The sequence below is a fragment of the Candidatus Mycobacterium methanotrophicum genome, assembly GCF_023515995.1.
Lineage (GTDB): Bacteria > Actinomycetota > Actinomycetes > Mycobacteriales > Mycobacteriaceae > Mycobacterium > Mycobacterium methanotrophicum.
This window is the reverse complement of sequence record NZ_CP097321.1, coordinates 169,954-187,000: the sequence shown is the minus strand read 5'-3', so window position 1 is coordinate 187,000 and position 17,047 is coordinate 169,954. Positions and strand designations below refer to the sequence as shown.

General features: G+C 67.6%; 20 protein-coding genes. 2 read left to right on the top strand and 18 right to left on the bottom strand.

What is annotated here, in order from left to right:
• Nucleotides 1-7: 7 nt before the first annotated feature.
• The 14 genes from M5I08_RS25575 to M5I08_RS25510 all read right to left on the bottom strand — a co-directional run bounded on the left by M5I08_RS25575 (nucleotide 8) and on the right by M5I08_RS25510 (nucleotide 12,765).
• Complete coding sequence (locus M5I08_RS25575) at nucleotides 8-3,037, bottom strand: DEAD/DEAH box helicase (RefSeq protein ID WP_219068210.1); 3,030 nt, start codon at nucleotides 3,035-3,037, stop codon at nucleotides 8-10.
• Between the two features lie 107 nt (nucleotides 3,038-3,144).
• Entirely contained in the window at nucleotides 3,145-3,714 is a 570-nt protein-coding gene (locus tag M5I08_RS25570) for a hypothetical protein (protein ID WP_219068209.1), read from the bottom strand.
• A complete protein-coding gene (locus tag M5I08_RS25565; RefSeq protein ID WP_249763517.1) occupies nucleotides 3,714-5,420 on the bottom strand; it encodes an SNF2-related protein in 1,707 nt (568 codons plus the stop codon). The genes M5I08_RS25570 and M5I08_RS25565 overlap by 1 nt, the downstream gene beginning before the upstream one ends.
• Nucleotides 5,421-5,446: 26 nt before the next feature.
• Nucleotides 5,447-5,857 carry a hypothetical protein gene (locus M5I08_RS25560; protein WP_219068207.1) on the bottom strand — a complete coding sequence of 137 codons (411 nt, stop codon included), beginning with the start codon at nucleotides 5,855-5,857 and terminating at the stop codon, nucleotides 5,447-5,449.
• A 340-nt stretch (nucleotides 5,858-6,197) separates the two neighbouring features.
• Nucleotides 6,198-6,449 carry a hypothetical protein gene (locus M5I08_RS25555; protein WP_219068205.1) on the bottom strand — a complete coding sequence of 84 codons (252 nt, stop codon included), beginning with the start codon at nucleotides 6,447-6,449 and terminating at the stop codon, nucleotides 6,198-6,200.
• Nucleotides 6,446-6,598 carry a hypothetical protein gene (locus M5I08_RS25550; RefSeq protein WP_219068204.1) on the bottom strand — a complete coding sequence of 51 codons (153 nt, stop codon included), beginning with the start codon at nucleotides 6,596-6,598 and terminating at the stop codon, nucleotides 6,446-6,448. Before M5I08_RS25550 ends, M5I08_RS25555 begins: the two co-directional genes overlap by 4 nt.
• A gap of 181 nt (nucleotides 6,599-6,779) precedes the next feature.
• Entirely contained in the window at nucleotides 6,780-7,118 is a 339-nt protein-coding gene (locus M5I08_RS25545) for a hypothetical protein (RefSeq protein ID WP_219068203.1), read from the bottom strand.
• A 6-nt stretch (nucleotides 7,119-7,124) separates the two neighbouring features.
• Nucleotides 7,125-7,481 (bottom strand): hypothetical protein, encoded by a 357-nt coding sequence (locus tag M5I08_RS25540; RefSeq protein WP_219068202.1) that lies wholly within the window; start codon nucleotides 7,479-7,481, stop codon nucleotides 7,125-7,127.
• 105 nt (nucleotides 7,482-7,586) lie between these two features.
• On the bottom strand, nucleotides 7,587-8,081 hold the full coding sequence (locus M5I08_RS25535; RefSeq protein ID WP_249763516.1) for a hypothetical protein: 495 nt from the start codon (nucleotides 8,079-8,081) through the stop codon (nucleotides 7,587-7,589).
• Complete coding sequence (locus tag M5I08_RS25530) at nucleotides 8,071-10,623, bottom strand: DEAD/DEAH box helicase (protein WP_249763515.1); 2,553 nt, start codon at nucleotides 10,621-10,623, stop codon at nucleotides 8,071-8,073. Before M5I08_RS25530 ends, M5I08_RS25535 begins: the two co-directional genes overlap by 11 nt.
• Before the next feature lie 44 nt (nucleotides 10,624-10,667).
• Entirely contained in the window at nucleotides 10,668-10,949 is a 282-nt protein-coding gene (locus tag M5I08_RS25525) for a WhiB family transcriptional regulator (protein ID WP_219068201.1), read from the bottom strand.
• 33 nt (nucleotides 10,950-10,982) lie between these two features.
• Complete coding sequence (locus M5I08_RS25520; RefSeq protein WP_219068200.1) at nucleotides 10,983-11,876, bottom strand: DUF6551 family protein; 894 nt, start codon at nucleotides 11,874-11,876, stop codon at nucleotides 10,983-10,985.
• A 101-nt stretch (nucleotides 11,877-11,977) separates the two neighbouring features.
• Nucleotides 11,978-12,244, bottom strand: a complete 267-nt coding sequence (locus M5I08_RS25515) for a WhiB family transcriptional regulator (RefSeq protein ID WP_219068199.1) — start codon at nucleotides 12,242-12,244, stop codon at nucleotides 11,978-11,980.
• On the bottom strand, nucleotides 12,241-12,765 hold the full coding sequence (locus tag M5I08_RS25510; RefSeq protein ID WP_219068198.1) for a hypothetical protein: 525 nt from the start codon (nucleotides 12,763-12,765) through the stop codon (nucleotides 12,241-12,243). Before M5I08_RS25510 ends, M5I08_RS25515 begins: the two co-directional genes overlap by 4 nt.
• Nucleotides 12,766-13,218: 453 nt before the next feature.
• On the opposite strand from M5I08_RS25510, the gene M5I08_RS25505 reads away from it, so the two are divergent.
• Nucleotides 13,219-13,422 (top strand): hypothetical protein, encoded by a 204-nt coding sequence (locus M5I08_RS25505; RefSeq protein ID WP_249763514.1) that lies wholly within the window; start codon nucleotides 13,219-13,221, stop codon nucleotides 13,420-13,422.
• 75 nt (nucleotides 13,423-13,497) lie between these two features.
• Here the strand turns inward: M5I08_RS25505 and M5I08_RS25500 are convergent, their stop codons facing one another.
• The 3 genes from M5I08_RS25500 to M5I08_RS25490 are packed head-to-tail and all read right to left on the bottom strand — an operon-like array spanning nucleotide 13,498 to nucleotide 15,750.
• Nucleotides 13,498-14,541: an alpha/beta fold hydrolase gene (locus tag M5I08_RS25500; protein WP_249763513.1), complete on the bottom strand. Its 1,044-nt coding sequence runs from the start codon at nucleotides 14,539-14,541 to the stop codon at nucleotides 13,498-13,500.
• A complete protein-coding gene (locus M5I08_RS25495) occupies nucleotides 14,534-15,160 on the bottom strand; it encodes a DUF1643 domain-containing protein (protein WP_219068195.1) in 627 nt (208 codons plus the stop codon). Before M5I08_RS25495 ends, M5I08_RS25500 begins: the two co-directional genes overlap by 8 nt.
• Nucleotides 15,157-15,750, bottom strand: a complete 594-nt coding sequence (locus M5I08_RS25490; RefSeq protein ID WP_219068194.1) for a transcription elongation factor NusA — start codon at nucleotides 15,748-15,750, stop codon at nucleotides 15,157-15,159. Before M5I08_RS25490 ends, M5I08_RS25495 begins: the two co-directional genes overlap by 4 nt.
• A 29-nt stretch (nucleotides 15,751-15,779) precedes the next feature.
• Between M5I08_RS25490 and M5I08_RS25485 the strand changes: the two genes are divergently transcribed.
• The gene (locus M5I08_RS25485) at nucleotides 15,780-16,061 is read left to right on the top strand and encodes a hypothetical protein (protein WP_219068193.1); all 282 of its coding nucleotides are present in this window, start codon (nucleotides 15,780-15,782) and stop codon (nucleotides 16,059-16,061) included.
• 69 nt (nucleotides 16,062-16,130) lie between these two features.
• Here M5I08_RS25485 and M5I08_RS27505 read toward each other — a convergent pair whose 3' ends face one another.
• Complete coding sequence (locus M5I08_RS27505; protein WP_219068192.1) at nucleotides 16,131-16,751, bottom strand: WhiB family transcriptional regulator; 621 nt, start codon at nucleotides 16,749-16,751, stop codon at nucleotides 16,131-16,133.
• Nucleotides 16,752-17,047: the final 296 nt, after the last annotated feature.

The following is a 17,047-nucleotide window of genomic DNA, read 5'->3' as shown; positions in this document are numbered from 1 at the left end:
AACCTCCTTACGACGCTGCGCGCTGATCTCGACGAGACACGTCGGCGCCCGCCGCTAGAACGGTCTCGACGGATAGGCCGCTGCGCTGTGCGACCCGGCTGATGTGGTAGCTCTGCTCAGGCAAGGACCCCGCCCATGCGAGCGCTTCGCCGTTGATCCCAGCCGAGTGCCCGGTATCGGCGGCCAGGATCGCGTCGAGCCGCGGGACAGGCTGACGCGCGCGCCGCGACGGTGGCACACGCTCGCCGATCCGCTGGGCCAACTTCGCGACTTTGTCGGCGTTTGCGGCGGTGACGGCGATTCGGCTGAGCCGCAAGGAGGTGCCGAATCCCAGTTCGCGAGCGATCCATGCTTTGGGCCAGCCGCGGGCGATCATGCCGTCCAACAGTTCCCATGTCGGCGCCGCGTCGACCTGTGTTCCGGGCGCGGCCGCGGCCCGAACGTCGGCGGCTGTGAGGGCGCAGATGGCCGATTCGCTGTCGGGCAGGATGCGCCGGGTATCGCCGCACATCACGCCGGCGATCGTTTTGACGTTGAGCCCGCAGGCGCGCGCCAGCGATTTCTGGTTGACGCCAGGGCCTTTGAGGCTGATGAGGTGGGCGCGGGCAGCTGCGGCGTCGACGAGATCGGTGCTTGGCCCGCCTGCGGCGGCGGCCGCGGCTCTGTGTGCCTGGCTGACTCGGTTCGCTTGCGTGCAGGCGTCGCATCTGCAGCCTTTGACGTAGCCGGCGCGGGTTCCGTGGCGGGTGTCGCCGATGTCGAGCAGGACCCGCGGTGCGGGCCGGCGTTCCCATTGCCATCCGGGGACCTGGGCGAGCATCCGGGCGCGGGCCGATAACAGCTGCCCATGCCGGTATGAGTGCCGCTGTCGGGCACACCAGTCATACAGCGGCAGGCAGTAGTCGGGCAGGTTCTCGTAATGGGAGTAGGACGGCCGGCAGTGGCCTTCGCGGGCGACGAACTGCCGCAGCGCTTCTAGCCCGAGCAGCCACACGGTCGCTGACGTGTGCCAGCGCAGAGCGCCCGGGGATCCGGGGCTGGGTGTCAGGACGGCAAGCTCGTCGAGCAGGACTTGCGACAGGCGGCCGGTGGCGTGCCGGCGCCGCGCGCCGTTGAGCCAGGCGCCGAGCGCGACATCGTCTTCGACGACGTCGGCGGGCGGGTTGGCGTCGCCTTTCCAGGCGACGTACTCGCCGAGCAGGTCCACCGCCTGGGCGTCGTCCTCGGCGATGCAATTCCAGTCCCAGCCGGGGATCTCGGCGAGTTTGGCGCGCCGCCACTCGTCGAGTGCGCCGCCGCGCCGCAGCTGGCGTTGCCGGGCGCACCACCGCCCGATAGTGCGGACACGGGAGCGGGGCTCTGACAGGCGCAGTTCACGCTGCGCGGCGCCGGGATCGGCGACGTCGAGTCCGGCGCCGTCTTGGACAACGCCCAGGACCTGTGCCCATTGCTCGAGCCAGCGTTGTTCGGCGAGATCCCAAGCCCACCCGGGCATCGCGCTGAGCCGTTCGGCGCGCTCGGGCAGCAGCATCCCGGCCCGCTGCGCACGCCGTTGGCGTTCGCACCACTCCCCCAGCCGGGTGCCGCGGCTCATCCGGACATGGCCGTGTTCGGCGGCGAATGCTTCCACCTCACGCAGGGTGATGTCCCAGGCCGGTGAGAAGAAGTCGACGACGCGGGCGCGGAAGCGAGCCGGATCCGCCAGCGACGAGATGTCGAACTGCACACACGGCCCTCGCGACCCATCAGCCACACCGCGCCGAGAAGGCTTGTACTGCAACACATCCAGTCCAGCGGTCAGGCGCTGGTCCATCGAGCGCAGGCCGCGAAGAATCCGCCACACCGCGGCAAACGAGCCGGTGGACAACACGGTGTCGTCATCAAGCCCCGCCGGCACGCACACCGGGATCATCACCAGCCCGGCATCCTTGCCGGCGGCGGTGCGCAGCGCGCGCCCCACCGACTGGATCACGTCGACGTCGGAGTGCTTCGGGTCGGCGAACAACACCCCGTCGACAGTGGGGATGTCGATGCCGGCGCTCAAGCATCGGGCGCTGCTGACAACCACCAGCTCGTGAGGCCGGGCGGCTTCCAGCAGCGCCAGCGCCTGCTCACGCTGCTTGACCGGATCAGCGCCGGCCACCGACCGCGCCACCACGGTGCGCCCATCGGCCAGCACAACTCCGTCCGCCGCGGCGGCGAACGCGCGGGCCTTAGCGACGCGGCCATGGAAACTGAGCACACTGCTGACCCCGTGCTCGGCAGCGGTGGCGAGCGCCGCCAACGGATCTGGGATCGAGCGCCGGCCGGGCGTCTCATATACCAGCACCCGGTAGTCGACCAGGAGGCCGCGGGCGATCGCGTCGGCGAAATCGAGGCGATAGGCGACCGGACCGAACAGCTCGACGTCATCCATCGACACCGCCTCGGTAACGGGGCAGCCCGGTTGCGGTGCGGCCGCCACGTGGGTGGCGGTCATGAACACCCGCCGCCGCGCGGGCAGCTCGTCGGTGAGGACCACCCGGAACTCGCGCCGCGGCCGACCTGCCAGCGTGTGGGCCTCATCAGCGACCACCAACTCGGCGACCACGCCGGCCGAACGCAACGCCTCGGCGACGACGTGCACGGAGTGGTAGGTGGAAAAGATCACCAGTGGCCGCGCTCCGCAATGCTCCACGAGGCGCCGGGCGACCACGCCGGCGCTGGTGGTCACGCGTGCGCGTAGCCGCGCCCAAAAGGGCGCGGCTACGTCGTGACCGTCACCGGCATCGCGTTCACGGGCCCCGTCGGCGGTGCTGGGATCTGAGCAGGTGATCAACGCCTCGAACGGCCATCCCGCCGGTGACCGCCATTCGGTGAGGGTTTGGGCGACCAGGCCCAGTGACGGCACCACGACGACCGTCACACCGGCGCGGATCCGCTGGGCATACCAGCGACCAACGAGCGTCTTACCTGTGCCGCAAGCCATGATCACTTGGGCGCGGGGCCGCTCACCCAAGGCGCTGTCCAGGGCGTTCATCGCCTCGGTTTGATGCATCCGTGGAACCGGCCGATCCCCGCTGCGCCCAACCGTCGCACCGGGCCGGTTGCCGCATGTGGTGGCGGTGAGGGGCCCGGCGTGAGCCGGGGCCGCGGCGAGGCGTGTCATGCGGTGGCCTTGACGAGATCGGCAGCGCCGGGCACGAGTCCGTGGGCGTGACCGGCGCGCACCGTCCAGCCCCCGGCCACCATCTGCGCGCGCGCCTTTCGTCTGCGCTCAAGGAGTCGCCACGCGCGGGCTTCAGTCTTCGCTAGTGCCAGGCTGTACCAGGCGTAGGGCCGGCCGGCCGGATCTACAACGAGCCAGCCGATGCGGGATGCGCTGTGTGGCATGGCTTCACCCTCTCTGTGAGCGCAGGTGGACGTGGTGGGGGTAGATGTGCGGGTCCGCACACCGCGGGCGGGTATCGACGCTGGGAGATTTGTGCCCGGCCACGTTCCCAGCAGGCGGGCGGTGGCACATGGCCACTCGTCGCGGCCGCACTCGCGGCACACCGGGGTCCGGTAGATGCCGTACTTGTCGGGCAAACGCGAAGAGCGCCGCAGCCCAACAGCACTGGCAATCACAGCCGACGCCATGACGCCCCCGCCGCGGGCGGCGTAGATAGCCCTGGGGTGATGTGTTGCGCCGGTGACGAACTTGGCGAGCGCTGGGCTGTCGATGTATTCGGTCATTACGCCACACCCTCGAACAGCGCCAGTGCGTCGGCGGCGGCACGGCTGTTGTGGCGTTCGAGCACGGACTGGGCGAGCATCTGAATCCGGTTGCCGTGGGCGACTGGTTCAAGGTCACGGCATGCATCGGGTTCGATCAAGAGGTCGGCTTGCATCGCCTTGATGTCCAGGGTTTGCATCATCACCGGATCCGCGCCGTCGTTGGTGGTGCAGAAATAGGCGAGGGTGTGACGCCGCTGTCCGGGACGCCCCAGTCGGCCAATAGCCTGCTTGTGCACACCAGGCGACCAATCCAGCTCGCCGAACACACATGTGGAGGCCACGTCCTGCAGCCCGTCCAAGCCGGCGCCCGACCGCAGCGACATGATCAACACCCGGCTCTCCCCTTTGACGAAGGCCTGCACAGCTTCGTCTTTGACCTTGGGTGTTTCCGACCCCGTATAAAGCCGCGGGCTATGATCGGCCAGCCGCTCCATCCAGATTCCATAGACAGCGCGATGCCAGCCGAAAAGCGCTACGCGTTCCTGACTCTCGAGCAGCAACTTCACGAAGTCGGCGACAAACGGCGCTTTGCTGATGCCGGTGATCTGCCGCATCTGCCAGTCGAAATCACCTGCCGCCCGCCATCTCTGCTGCGGGGTGGCGCTCTGCTCCAGCAAAAGACGCGCCATCTCGATAGCGCCGCCCTCCAATTTTCGGAGGACTTCCTGGTCGGAGGGAACGTCTTGTTCGATGACCTCGATAGGCGGCAGGTCGATGCCGGCATCGGCGCGGGTGCGCCGCAGAAACAGCCCCTGCGCCATCAGATGCTGGCGCAGCGCAGCAGGGTCATCGATACCCGTTTTGGGGCCAAGCCCGTAGGCAGACCCGCACCATTCGCGGCCGAACTCGCCGGGATCCCCGAGCGCGTCCGGCTTAAGGACATTGATGATCGAGTACATCTCGCCGCCGTAGTTGTACACAGGTGTCGCGCTCAACCCGGTCCGGTATTTAGCGGTCGCCGCAATCGTTTGGGAGGCAGCATATTTCAACGAATCCGAGCGCCGAAGGTCTTGAATCTCATCGAATATCACGGTGTTGAACAAGCCCTCCAAGTGGTGCTGCCACTTAGCCAGCTTGGAGTAACTGATCACCACCAGATCGGGCATCTTCCCATCGACGGCCAGCCCATGCGGCTTGCCGGTACAAATTTGCGTCCCCACCAGGCCCGGATAGAACTTGTCCAGCTCCCGCAGCCATTGCCCCGGCAGCGCGGTCAATGTGACCGCCAGCGCCGGCCGCGCCGCCGGGTCTTCCAGCAACGCCAATGCGGTGGCGGTCTTACCCAGGCCGAGTTCGTCAACGATCAGCGTGGCGCCCGCGGCACGCACCAAGTCCCGGCCCTGAATCTGGTACGGGCGCAACGGAACCGCCGACTCCACCCACCCCGCCGTGCGCGGGAGCGCAAGTCGCCCAGCTAAAGCCTCCTGGACGCGACGCTCCGCGCGCCGGTGCTCTTCGGCGGCAACACGCAACAGATCCCGATCACAGCCGCGGACCTGCATCGGCCATCGATCCAGCACCCATTCCAGATCACGAGCAACCTCCGGTGTGGCCGAAAGGAGAATCCCGCCCCTGTTGGTCGGCTGCACCCTTGGGAAAATCCGCTTGATCCGGATCATCACATCGGGCTCAGCACGGATATGCCAGCACCTGCCGGCCCTCAACGACAACTCCCCGCAAATTCTCTGGTTCATAGCAGACCCACCCCCGGCAGCCGCACACCCGTAAGCGGCTTGCTGTACAAGGCCGCTGGAAGACCGGCGACAACGGTGCAGCGGGGTGAGGCCAGCACCACCGCCGACACCTCGTCGTGGACCGCGTAGCGGCCAAGCTGCATCAGCACAAACGAGCGGGACGCCTTCATTTTGACCTCGATGACAACCCCGCTGTCGATCAGAAAGAAGTCCGGGCGGTCGTGGGCAGATAGGGCATGCTCGCGGTGATACGCCCACCCGCGGTGGGCGAGGACACGTTCGACAGAGTCCTGGATATGTCTCTCGGTCGCCCCCCGGTGCCGGTACCCGGCCAGAGCATCGACAACCTCATCGATGGCCGCAGCGGCACGGTTAGGGAACTGGACGCCTCGTGTTGTAGAAGTCATGCCGGTACTCGCCGCCGAACGGGCTTGGGCTTTCATCGCATCGCCCATGAGGGCCGATGCCGGTCGGTGCAGTCGGTAATCCAGTGCGGCTCAGCATCGGTGAGCGAGAACACCCGGCAGACGCTGCGGCCCTCGAGCCCGCTCTTGAGGATGCGCGGGCCAGTGAGCGTGTAGATCGGGATGTGACGCGTACAACTGTCGACCCGATGGGTCGACCAATCCGCGACAATGCGCACAGGTCGGAATAGGCCCCCAGCGCGACTGAGCACAACACGTTCGGTGTTCAGCGGGCACTCCACGGTGATGAGCCGCCGATCCTCGACGGTGTGCCGAATACCCCTCACCGCAGAACGCCGTTCCTGCGAAGGTAAGCCGAAACCCGCCGGCGGAATCGCCACAGGAAGTGCGCGCCGACGACAACGACGGCCACAACCAGAGCGCCGCCAAACCCGACCGCCTGGTAGCAGTCGCGGGCCAACAAGCTGAACCACCGCCAAATCACCGCGTGCTCAGCCCATCGAAGAAACCCCGCCCCGTTACCACCGGACGACCAGGTGTCCCAGCTGACATCCCGTGCTGCGTGGTCGCTCATGCCGGCGGCACCCCGCGGATCAAAAAAGGGCACGGCTGATCCGGATCCAGCGCCGGGCGCAGGACATCCCGCCGATACGCCGCCGCCTCGGCGTAGGACGCGAACCGGCGCAGTTGGCGGCCGGTGCGCTGATCGATGATCACGTTCACGCGCTGACCCCGAACTGTGCGAGCGGATCAACGTCAGGAAAGCCCGCCTCACCTGCTACTATTGCCCTCATCGATCGGAATGCAGTGGTGGACAGGCCGGCGGGAAGCGGCCGCAAGCCCGCCGCGCCATCTCCGCCGGCAGCAGATGTGATTGGCGTGTGGTGCGGTTGCACTACATAATTCATCGAGACTCCTTGTCCGCGGTGGTGGGTTGCTGAGCGAAGTGTCCGAGGTCTGATGGTTTGAGGCCGGGGACAGCTTCGGCGGTTTTCATCGCTTGTGCCATGAAAATGCGCATACGTTCTTGGATTTCGACGTGGACCTGAGCGCGGATCTCTGGTGACCGGATTGCCGCGGATGCGAGTTCGACGGCTTTCATGTCCGCCGCTTCACCGGGCAAGAAAAGGCCGCAGCCACTCGACGCGCCGGAGGTGAAGCCGTCGAACCACACGTGCGCCAGGATCTCCCCGAGGGGCGCCCCGTACACGGGTGGCTCTGCAGCCGTTTTTCCTGGGTTCATGGTTCTCTACTTCCTTACTTGGGCGGTGGCGCCAGCGCCACGCGCGTTACGGGATTGGGGTGTGGCTTGAGGAATCGGGCTCGTCATGGCCGGAACGCGGCCAATCACCAGACCCGGGGTCACTGGGGGTAGTGGCCGGTCCGGGCAGATGTCATGGTCACGTCCCGGAGCGTCGACGACGACGACGACTCGAACGACACCCGAATTAGGTGGCGCCGGAACCGTTGTCGCGGTGGGTGCGGGTAACCGGCCGGTCAGCACGGTGGCAGCCACCCACGCGCCGGCCGCCGCGTAGATCAGGTGTGTGAGCAGCGGGCGCACCGCTGTGAACACATCCCGGTGCGCCGCGTTGTCGTCAGACATGGTGGTTTCCCGCTTTCCGAATAGCGTGTGAAGCAGCGCATTTGGATGTTGACCGCACGGGTGTGCCGTTGTTCTTAGTGCCGAAAAGCCGCATGGCAAACCTCCTTAGGATGCGCGGCGTGACGTGGCGGTGGCGCCCAACGCTGCAATGGCCTCGACGGACAGGGTGTTGCGTTGCGCGGCCTGGCCGAGGCGGTGGCCGTGCTCGAACAAGGACCGCGCCGCGCATGCGGCCGCTTCCCCGCCGCCGGCCGGTTGCCGGGTGTCTGTGGCCAGGATCTCGTCGAGGGGCGGCGCGGGCTGACGCCGCCGCCGCGGCGGCGGCACACGATCGCCCAGGCGCTCGGCCAGGGCGGCGACTTTGCCGGCGTTGGCGGCCGTGACGGTGCCTCGGCTCAGTTGCAACGAAGCCCCGAGCCGCAGTTCGCGGGCGATCCACGCTTTAGGCCAGCCGCGCCCGATCATGTCGTCCAACAGTTCCCAGGTCGGCGCCGCGTCGACCTGCGTGCCAGGCGCGGCCGCGGCCCGAACGTCGGCGGCTGTCAGGGCGCGAATCGCCGACTCGGTCTTAGGCAGGATGCGGCGGGTATCACCGCACATCAGTCCGGCGATCGTTTTCACGTTCACCCCGGCCGCGCGCGCCAACGATTTCTGGGTAACGCCGGGACTTTTCAGGCCGGCGAGGTGGGCGCGGGCCGCTGCGGCGTCGACGAGGTCGGTGCTGGGCCCGCCGGGCCTGCGCGACCCGGTTAGCCTGCGTGCAGGCCTCGCATTTGCAGCCTTTGGCGTAGCCGGTGCGGGTGCCGTGGCGGGCGTCGCCGATGTCGAGCAGAATCCGCGGTGTCGGCTGGCGTTCCCACCGCCACCCAGGTACCTGGGCGAGCATCCGGGCGCGGGCCGCCAGCAGCTGGCCGTGCCGGTAGAGGTGCCGCTGCCGGACACACCAGTCATACAGCGGCACACCGTAGTCGGGCAGGTCCTCGTAATGGGAGTAGGGCGGCCGGCAGTGACCTTCGCGGGCGACGAACTGCCGCGACGCTTCCAGCCCGAGCAGCCACACGGTCGCTGACGTATACCAGCGCAAAGCGCCCGGGGATCCCGGGCTGGGTGTGACGACGGCGAGCTCGTCGAGCAGAACTTGCGACAGCCCCCCGGTGGCGCGTCGGCGGCGCACATCGTTGAGCCATGCGCCGAGCGCCACATCGTCTTCGACCACATCGGTCGCCGGGTTGGCGTCCCCCTTCCAGGCGACCCACTCGGCGAGCAGATCCACCCCCCGAGCGTCCTGCTCACCGATACAGCGCCAGTCCCAGCCGGGGATGTCGGCCAGTTTGGCGCGCCGCCATTCGTCGAGTTCCCCGCGGCGCTCGAGCTGGCGTTGCCGCGCACACCACCGCCCGACAGTCCGCACACGGGAGCGGGCTTCGGGCAGGCTCAGTTCGCGCTGCGCGGTGTGCGGATCCGCGACGTCGATGCCGTCACCGGCCCGGGCAACAGCGAGCACCTGGGCCCATTGTTCGAGCCAGCGCTGCTCGGCGAGATCCCACGCCCATCCCGGTATCGCACCGAGCCGTTCGGCGCGCTCAGGCGCCAGCATCCCGGCCCGCTGCGCGCGGCGTTGCCGGTCACACCACTGCCCCAACCGGGTGCCGCGCCCGATCCGCAGGTGCCCGTGCTGGTTGGCGAATGCTTCCACCTCCCGCAAAGCGACATCCCAGGCCGGTGAGAAGAAGTCGACGACACGGGCCTGCAAACAGGCCAAATCAAGCGACGGGATGTCGAACTGCACACACGGGCCGCGTGAACCGTCAGCCACGCCGCGCCGAGAAGCCTTGTACTGCACCACACCCACGCCTGCGCGCAGCCGTTGGTCCATCGACCGCAGACCCCGAAGGATCCGCCACACAGGGGCGAACGACCCGGTGGACAACACGGTGTCGTCATCAAGCCCCGCCGGCACGCACACCGGGATCATCACCAGCCCGGCGTGTTTACCGGGCGCGGTGCGCAGCGCACGCCCCACCGACTGGATCACGTCGACGTCGGAGTGCTTAGGGTCGGCGAACAACACCCCGTCGACGGCGGGGACGTCGATGCCGGCACTCAAGCATCGGGCGCTGGCGACCACCACCAGCTCATCGGGCCGGGCGGCCTCCAGCAGCGCCAACGCCTGCTCACGCTGCTTGACCGGATCAGCGCCGGCCACCGACCGCGCCACCACGGTGCGCCCATCGGCCAGCACAACTCCGTCCGCCGCGGCGGCGAACGCGCGGGCCTTGGCCACCCGGCCATGGAAACTGAGCACCCTGCCGACCCCATGGCCGGCCGCGGCGGCCAACGCCGCCAACAGATCCGGGACCAAACACTGGCCGGGCGTCTCATACACCAACACCCGATAGTCGACCAGAAGACCGCGCGCGATCGCGTCGCCGAAATCAAGGCGATAGGCCACCGGACCGAACAACTCACCGTCATCTATCGACACCGCGCCGCCCTGCCCGGCGGCGGCGGTCACCTGGGTGGCGGTCATAAACACCCGCCGCCGCGCGGGCAGCTCATCGGTGAGGACCACCCGGAACTCACGCCGCGACCGGCCGGCCAGCGTGTGGGCCTCATCGGCGAGCACCAAATCGGCGATCACACCAGCCGAGCGCAACGCGGCCGCGACGACATGCACAGAGTGATAGGTCGAAAAAACCACCAGCGGCCGCGCCGCATCATGGGCCACCAGGCGCTGGGCCACCACCCCGGCGCTGGTAGTCACCCGAGCGCGCAGCCGCGCCCAGAACGGCGCGCCGACGTCGCGGCCGTCGTCGGCCGCGCGTTCACCGACCCCGTCGGCGGTGCTGGGATCCGAGCAGGTGATCAACGCCTCGAACGGCCACCCCGCCGCCGACCGCCACTCGCTCAGGGTTTGAGCCACCAGGCCCAGCGACGGCACCACCACAACCGTCACACCAGCACGGACCCGCTGCGCATACCAGCGGCCGACCAGCGTCTTACCAGTCCCGCACGCCATGATCACACGCGCGCGCGGCCCCACACCCAAAGCGGCGTCCAGGGCGACCAGCGCCTCAGCCTGATGCGGCCGCACAACCGGCCGATCCCCACCCCGCCCAGCCGGGCCCGCGCCCGCGGCCACCAGATCTGTCCTCGCCCGCCGGCCACACGCAGCTGTTCCGACGTTCATGCGACTTCAGCCCCTGGGTGTTGCCGCAGTCGCCGACGCGCCCGCTCAGAGAGCCCGCCCCACACGCCGAACCGCTCGTCGTGAGCCAACGCGTAGTCCAGGCACTCCGACCTGACCTCGCAACGCATACAGACCCGTTTCGCCGCACGGGTGGAACCACCCGGGACAGGGAAGAACACCTCCGGATCGGTTTGGGCGCACAGCGCACGATCCCGCCACCGGTCGCGTTCCGACGGGCCTGCTAGAACGGAAATAACGGCTCGGGGTGTGTCTGCCATAATCGTTCGCTCCCTAGTGAAATATGTTGACGGTCAGGCCGATTCGGGCAACGCTGGTAGCGAGCGGGCGTTGCGTGCCCCGCCTCCGAAGGTGCGCGGCGTCACGTCGATCCGAGCGCCGGGCACACGCCGGTTGCGGTTGTACAGGGCCATCACAGTGAGAGCGATCCGCACCGGTTGACGCCCGGTGGTGACCAAAGCCAGCGCCTGGGTTTTCAGCTGCAGCGGCATCGCACCCAACAAGGTGTCGGTGAGCCGTTCGAGGTCGATGCGCTCCTCGAGGTGGTGCAACACCAGCCCGATGCCGTGCACGATCGGCGCGTCGAAGCCGTCTTGGCGGACGTCCCACACGTCGACGAGCAGATCGATGGTGTCGCGGATCAGGTCGACACCGCCGAGGGCCGCGAGTTTTTCCAGTGTGGCGGTGCAGCGCACATTGCCTTCCCGAGGCGCGTTGTCGATCCGGAGTTCAAGTTGGTGGGCTTGTCCAACGGCGGCGACGGCCGCTTCGATGTCCAGCACCAGCGGATCGCCCGCGCTTTTACGGGCCCGCCAGTGATCCCATGTGGAGGTTCGACGCCGCTCTCGGTTGAGCCGATCGAACAGCCGGGCTTCGTCGGCCACGCTGAGGCCGTCGTGGATGGTGGCCACCATCATGGGCGACGGTGAGAGCCGTTGGGCTGCCAGCCACCGGTGTTGGCCGTCGATCACGGCATACCGCGGGTGGTGATCGCCGCCCCGATCGCTGACTTCGATCACCCCGGCCAACCTGCGGTTCCACCCGGCCGCCAGCGCCCCTGCCCGCGCATTGTCGGGTGGACGTTGGTAGGTGTAGTCGACGAACAGCTGCTCGGGGGACAACGCGTCGATGTAGGCGCCGCGGGCGTCACGCGCCCACCCAGTGATCGCCAGTTCAGTGCCGCTCATAAGGGATGTCCTTTCTTTCCTATTTCCTGGGCGGTGGCGCCAGCGCCACGCGCGTTACGGGATTCGGGTGGGGCCCGCCGCGGCGCCGACAGAGGTAACCGTCATGCGATCCCCCGCTGCAGCCCGCGCCGCGCCCGCTCAGAGAGCCCGCCCCAAACACCGAACCGCTCGTCGTGGGCCAGCGCGTAGCCCAGGCACTCGGACCTGACCTCGCAACGCATACAGACCCGTTCCGCCGCACGGGTGGAGCCACCCTGCTCAGGGAAGAATGCTTCGGGGTCGGTTTGGCAGCACAGCGCACGATCCCGCCACCGTTCCTCGGTCTGCTGGGCGACCTCCTGCAAGGAGATAACGGTTCGCTCGCTCATGCCAAAGACCTTTCAGCGGAGAGGATTTCGGCGACAAAACGGATTGCGGTCGCTGCGGTGCGCTCCGCCGCGGGCCGCGGGTCGCCCCCGCAGGCGACGGCCAGCCACAAGGCGTCGTACTCGCGTTTGATGAACCCGAAGGCCTCATGACTGGAAGCGAACGGCCGCGTCGGGTTTAGCGCCGGCCGCAGCCGTCGGGCAGCCGTAGCTGCCTGCCGGCAGCGGCGGATCGGTGCGCCCGTGCTCGTCGAGCAGAGATCAGCGACGAACCGGATCCCCATCGCAGCGACCTGCACAGCCTCGGCCCGGGCCCGCCCGATCCGGTTGCACCGGACCTCGTCCCACAGTTCGTCGACTTCCTCACCGAGCAGCATCGCACCCTCCTCTAGTGACGCCCAGACCCGCGGATACGCGAGAAGGCAGCGCTGCACCTCGTCCCACACCGCGAGCTCGGCATGCCGGTACGGGGCCTCGAGATCACTGGTGGCGCAAGCCCCGGCCAGCAGGTGCGGTGTCCTCATCACGCCGCCACCTCCCGCCCAAGATGCCGCCGGCACTCGCTGCAGGCCTCATCGCCGGGAAAGCACACGTGCCCGCACAGTTCGCACGACGACGTGCAGACCCGGCAGGCCATCTGACCGTCCAGCAGCACCGGTTCGCGGGGGACGCCCTCACAGCACGGGCAGCCGCCAAAGAGGCTGCCTGTTGGTTGGCGAACCTCATCGGCTGCGCCAGCGGCGCCCGGGTGTCCGCGCGATGCGACGCCGTTCGGTGAGGTCGCGGCAGGTATTTGTGAGTTAAGGGCCGAAACGCTTGCGTCGGCAGGCGCACGCGTTTTACCCTGAGATCGACCTGGCAAAGTCATCTCTCCTTGTTATGAGGAGACCTCGGATATCAAGCGTCTACTTGCTGTCCGATCCAGCGGACCCCCTTCGGGGGGTTTCCGTTTTTCTGGGGCGGGTCCCCGTTTGTTGGTGGACATCTCGATGCACCCGGCCAACGGCGGGTGCGGTTACACCAGCAGCGGCATCACCACCCTCGCCGCGTTCTGGCTCTCGCGCTTGGACGAAAGGGGTATGTTCCCGCGGCTGTTGTCGTTGGGCGCCGAATCACCTGCGACGCGGGCATTCTCGTTGCGATTCATCGGTCCCGCAGCGCAAGCAGAAGCACCCGCGTAGGGCAGCCAGGACCGCCTATGAGCCGCGCCGCCGGCGGCGTCGTGCCGTGCGGCACTGCGGCGAGGCGGTTGCTCCTTAGATGCCGGCATAGGTCCTCCCGGCTACGGCGATGTCCGAATCACGGTCCCCGTCAGCGCAACACGCTGCCGGAGCGCTCGCCCCAGCGCTGTCGAGAGTTGATCTGATCGCGCGGTGAATCACCTGCGGCGCCTGCTGGGGAACCATGTGCCCCACCCCTGGGAGTGAAACCAGTTCGGCGCCAGGGATACCGGCGGCTAATTCACGGGAATGCTCAGCCGGGGCCAACAGATCCCCATCGCCGTTGATGATCACCGTCCGCGCCCGGATCTGGCCGAGAACCCGATAAGCATCGAAAGTCCGCAGGCTCGGCAAGAATCCCAACGCGGTCGCCACGGGCGTCGTCTTGATCGCCGACGCCACGACACCTGCCATCGTTGCCTGCTGGTATGGGGCGCACCCAGCCCAGCGACCTACGGCAGCACAGACCGGTGAAGCAGCAGCACGCAACGCCCGTTCGGGCAGGTACTCACCGATCCGGCACAGCGATCCGATTCCCGGCGCCGCCAGAAGCCGCCCCAGCCCACGCTCGGCGATCCTCCCGGCCGCCGTGGCGACCAATACCAGGCCGTCCGGCTCAACAGGGCGAGCCCAAGCAGGCCGGCCCATATAGCTGAGTATCGCCATCCCGCCCAGCGAATGTCCCACCAGGACAAGTGATCCGTTGAGGTCGAGAGCTTGCAATACCTGTGCTAGATCGTCAGCGAGCTGGTCGGGGCGGTAACTGGCGCCGGGCGCCCGCCCAGACCAGCCATGCCCGCGGTTGTCGTAAGCCACCGGCCAGACCGCGCCGTTGTAGCAGTTGCTCAACAACCGTATCTGGTGTGCCCACACAGCCTGTGACAAGCAGAGTCCGTGCACGAAAACAACGGCAGGAGAGCCAGATATCGCTGGCCCATGGCCGGTGACCGCCAGGCTGACACCGTCGCTGGCTCGAACAAATCGGCGTCTGCGTTGCGTGTAGCGAGCACGGCTGCCGGGGGTAGGCCGATACCGAGTTGCTGCCTCACCCCCGCCCGGGCGCGCGAGAACGTTAGGCATACCGACCACCGCCTACGCCGGCCGCCGGGGAATACGTTGCGCCACAGAATAGATTCGCCCAGTGCTGATCGACATCGACAAATCCCGGATGCGCCCCTGCAGTCAAACTGTGCGGGACAATCGGCGCGGTCCTGCCTCGGGCTAGCGCGCACGGCTGCCCGTTGGCAGCCCAACCCAGCACACCCAGCGCCCCGCCGTGGGTCGTCAGCTCGCGCCACAACTGTGCGGCCACACTGCACGCCCGGGCGGGCTCGGCTTGCTCACCCCAGGCCAAGAGGACAAATTCGTGCTCGGCTGCCAACTGACGAAGCTCGTCATCGTTACCCGGGCCGACAGGGTCGTCGGCATTGGCCAGCTCATCGCTGCTCTCGACGATGCGCGCGTTCAGGTTCGCGATCGCTAACCCTGCATAGCCCCAGGACTTCGCGATCCGGCCCAGCCGCCACAGGCCGGCGTCCCATCGCCGAACCGCACCCGGGGTCGGATACAACCCGACCACTCCCAAAACGGGGCCCCGATCCCACTGCAGCGACAACCGGAACCGATAGTGCTCGTCACCGCGCACCTGCGGCGCCCACGCTCCACCGCCGTCGTGGTGGATGTCGATGATGTGTCTCATGGCCGACCCCCGCTGACGGCTTCGGGCTGACCGGCGGTCAGGACGGACGGGTCCCACACCGAAACCCCCGTCGCATTGTCAAAGCGCGGGTGGACGTGGCGGCGTGCTGTGCAACGCGCCGTGCAGATCGCGATGCGCCACCCGGTCAGGGCGCTGGCCAATCGGACGTTGCGCGCACCGCGCCCGATGGCGGTAGCGAAGTGGTCGACCGAAACCACGGCACGAATATCGCGAAGGTCGATCGAAGTCACTGTGACGGAATCGATTTCCACATCGAGGGCATTGGCGACATAGCGAACTGGATCGGGGTCATAGTTGACCACCGAGATGCGTTCACCGGGGATCAAGGCCTCCACGTCGTGAATGCGCGAGCCCCGCGGGCCGATGCAGGCCGATGCGGCATTGACACCCTCGACGGTGGCCGTGACGGCGACTTTGGCGTAGTAGCCGGCATAGCGCACGGCGTCGACGATCCGGATCGTGCCGTTGGCGACTTCTGGCACTCGCTGAGCGAGCAACGGCGTAAACAGTTCCCGATCCGCGCTGTGCGGGGCTGCGGAGCCGGGTGGGTGGCCGCCGGGCGCGGTCATGACGGTGGCCTTTGGAGGAGCGCGGCGGGATGCGGGTTCGCCTGGCTTGCAGCCCAGAAAACTGTGCGGCCGCGCGCGGTGACGCGTCGGGCCTGGCCCTGATGTTCCAGGGCCCGCAGGTTGCGGTACACGTGCTCGGCCAAATCATGAGCGAAGCCCCGCTCGACGGCGCGATGCCTCAGCTCTGGTGTGGAGACGGCCCGATCGGTGCCACGCAGGTGCTCGAGCAGAAAAGCCAGCAGATCTGCGTTAGTCAATCCCTCAGGCGCAGCGAGGTTTTCACGCTGTCGCCTGTCATCACTGGGCGATGAGTGGCCGGTAGATACGCTCATGGAAGTTACCGATCTCGTTATCGGGGTGTGCCGGGCTGGTCAGTGGTGTTATCCGGCGTGGGCGCAGGAACGCTGTCCGTGCAGGGCCAGCGCCAACTGCAGAGAAGAAGACATGCACTGGCGCGGCGGCGCGAGTCGGTCGCCGAGCGGGATCACCGCAGACGTTTCGTCGCCGGTGTCGTCAGCGCTGATGTCGGGGGTGGTGGTGTCCTGCTCCGGTGGGGCTGCAGGAGTAACCTCCTGCGGTTCGCTGCGGCGTGTCTCACGGCGGTGGTTGGCGGCCAGCACCTCGTCAGTTTCACGACCCGGTGACATGGGGGGCCCCATCTTCATGCCGGCGATGATCTCCAACTGTGCGCGGCTGCGTTTAAGCCCGGGCCCAGGGGCGAGGCGGTAGCCGGCCCAGATCCCAAACTCCGCGTCGGTCGCCAGAGCTTTGAGGGCACAGCGCGATTGGAAAAAGCACGACCAGCACGCGGCCATGGCTTCAGGGTCGGGAAGCTGTGCATCAGGGTGCCAGCGCTCGGGGTCGTAGAAGCAGGGGGTGGGCCGTTCTGGCTCCTCGTAGACATTAGGTAGGACTGCCTGGTGCGGCCGGCTCGGCGGCCGGCCACCCCGCGAAAGCGGTTGAGTCGTGGTTGATGCCGGGGTTAGTCGGGAAATAGACACAGACGTACTCCTCAAAGTATGGAACAGTGGCGATCGACCGATTGGGCGCAGCAAGGCCCCACACACTGAAGCGGTTGGGAATTGTGGTACCGCGGGGAAAGCGGCACCGCCCTGCGGATAATCGACCGTGAGGGCGAAACGTGAAGCTAGAGAAAAGAAGTCGCGGTTGGGGTTGGCCTGGAAAGCATTCAGGTGGCGATACCGGCTCCGCGGGCTGCGGCTACTGGCGAGTCCTCAGGGTGTGGCTCCCTTCGATGGGGTGTGCCCCTCGTTGGCGCGAGAGACGGCCGTACCGA

Coding starts and splice junctions, on each gene's coding strand:
- M5I08_RS25515 (WP_219068199.1), bottom strand. CDS start 12,244: ATGAGCGAGCGAACCGTTATCTCCTTGCAGGAGGTCGCCCAGCAGACC.
- M5I08_RS25490 (WP_219068194.1), bottom strand. CDS start 15,750: ATGACCGCGCCCGGCGGCCACCCACCCGGCTCCGCAGCCCCGCACAGC.
- M5I08_RS25560 (WP_219068207.1), bottom strand. CDS start 5,857: ATGACTTCTACAACACGAGGCGTCCAGTTCCCTAACCGTGCCGCTGCG.
- M5I08_RS25535 (WP_249763516.1), bottom strand. CDS start 8,081: ATGTGCGGTGATACCCGCCGCATCCTGCCTAAGACCGAGTCGGCGATT.
- M5I08_RS25540 (WP_219068202.1), bottom strand. CDS start 7,481: ATGTCTGACGACAACGCGGCGCACCGGGATGTGTTCACAGCGGTGCGC.
- M5I08_RS25545 (WP_219068203.1), bottom strand. CDS start 7,118: ATGAACCCAGGAAAAACGGCTGCAGAGCCACCCGTGTACGGGGCGCCC.
- M5I08_RS25570 (WP_219068209.1), bottom strand. CDS start 3,714: ATGACCGAATACATCGACAGCCCAGCGCTCGCCAAGTTCGTCACCGGC.
- M5I08_RS25510 (WP_219068198.1), bottom strand. CDS start 12,765: ATGAGGACACCGCACCTGCTGGCCGGGGCTTGCGCCACCAGTGATCTC.
- M5I08_RS25520 (WP_219068200.1), bottom strand. CDS start 11,876: ATGAGCGGCACTGAACTGGCGATCACTGGGTGGGCGCGTGACGCCCGC.
- M5I08_RS25485 (WP_219068193.1), top strand. CDS start 15,780: ATGCGGGTTCGCCTGGCTTGCAGCCCAGAAAACTGTGCGGCCGCGCGC.
- M5I08_RS25575 (WP_219068210.1), bottom strand. CDS start 3,037: ATGCATCAAACCGAGGCGATGAACGCCCTGGACAGCGCCTTGGGTGAG.
- M5I08_RS25500 (WP_249763513.1), bottom strand. CDS start 14,541: ATGCCTAACGTTCTCGCGCGCCCGGGCGGGGGTGAGGCAGCAACTCGG.
- M5I08_RS25525 (WP_219068201.1), bottom strand. CDS start 10,949: ATGGCAGACACACCCCGAGCCGTTATTTCCGTTCTAGCAGGCCCGTCG.
- M5I08_RS25555 (WP_219068205.1), bottom strand. CDS start 6,449: ATGAGCGACCACGCAGCACGGGATGTCAGCTGGGACACCTGGTCGTCC.
- M5I08_RS25495 (WP_219068195.1), bottom strand. CDS start 15,160: ATGAGACACATCATCGACATCCACCACGACGGCGGTGGAGCGTGGGCG.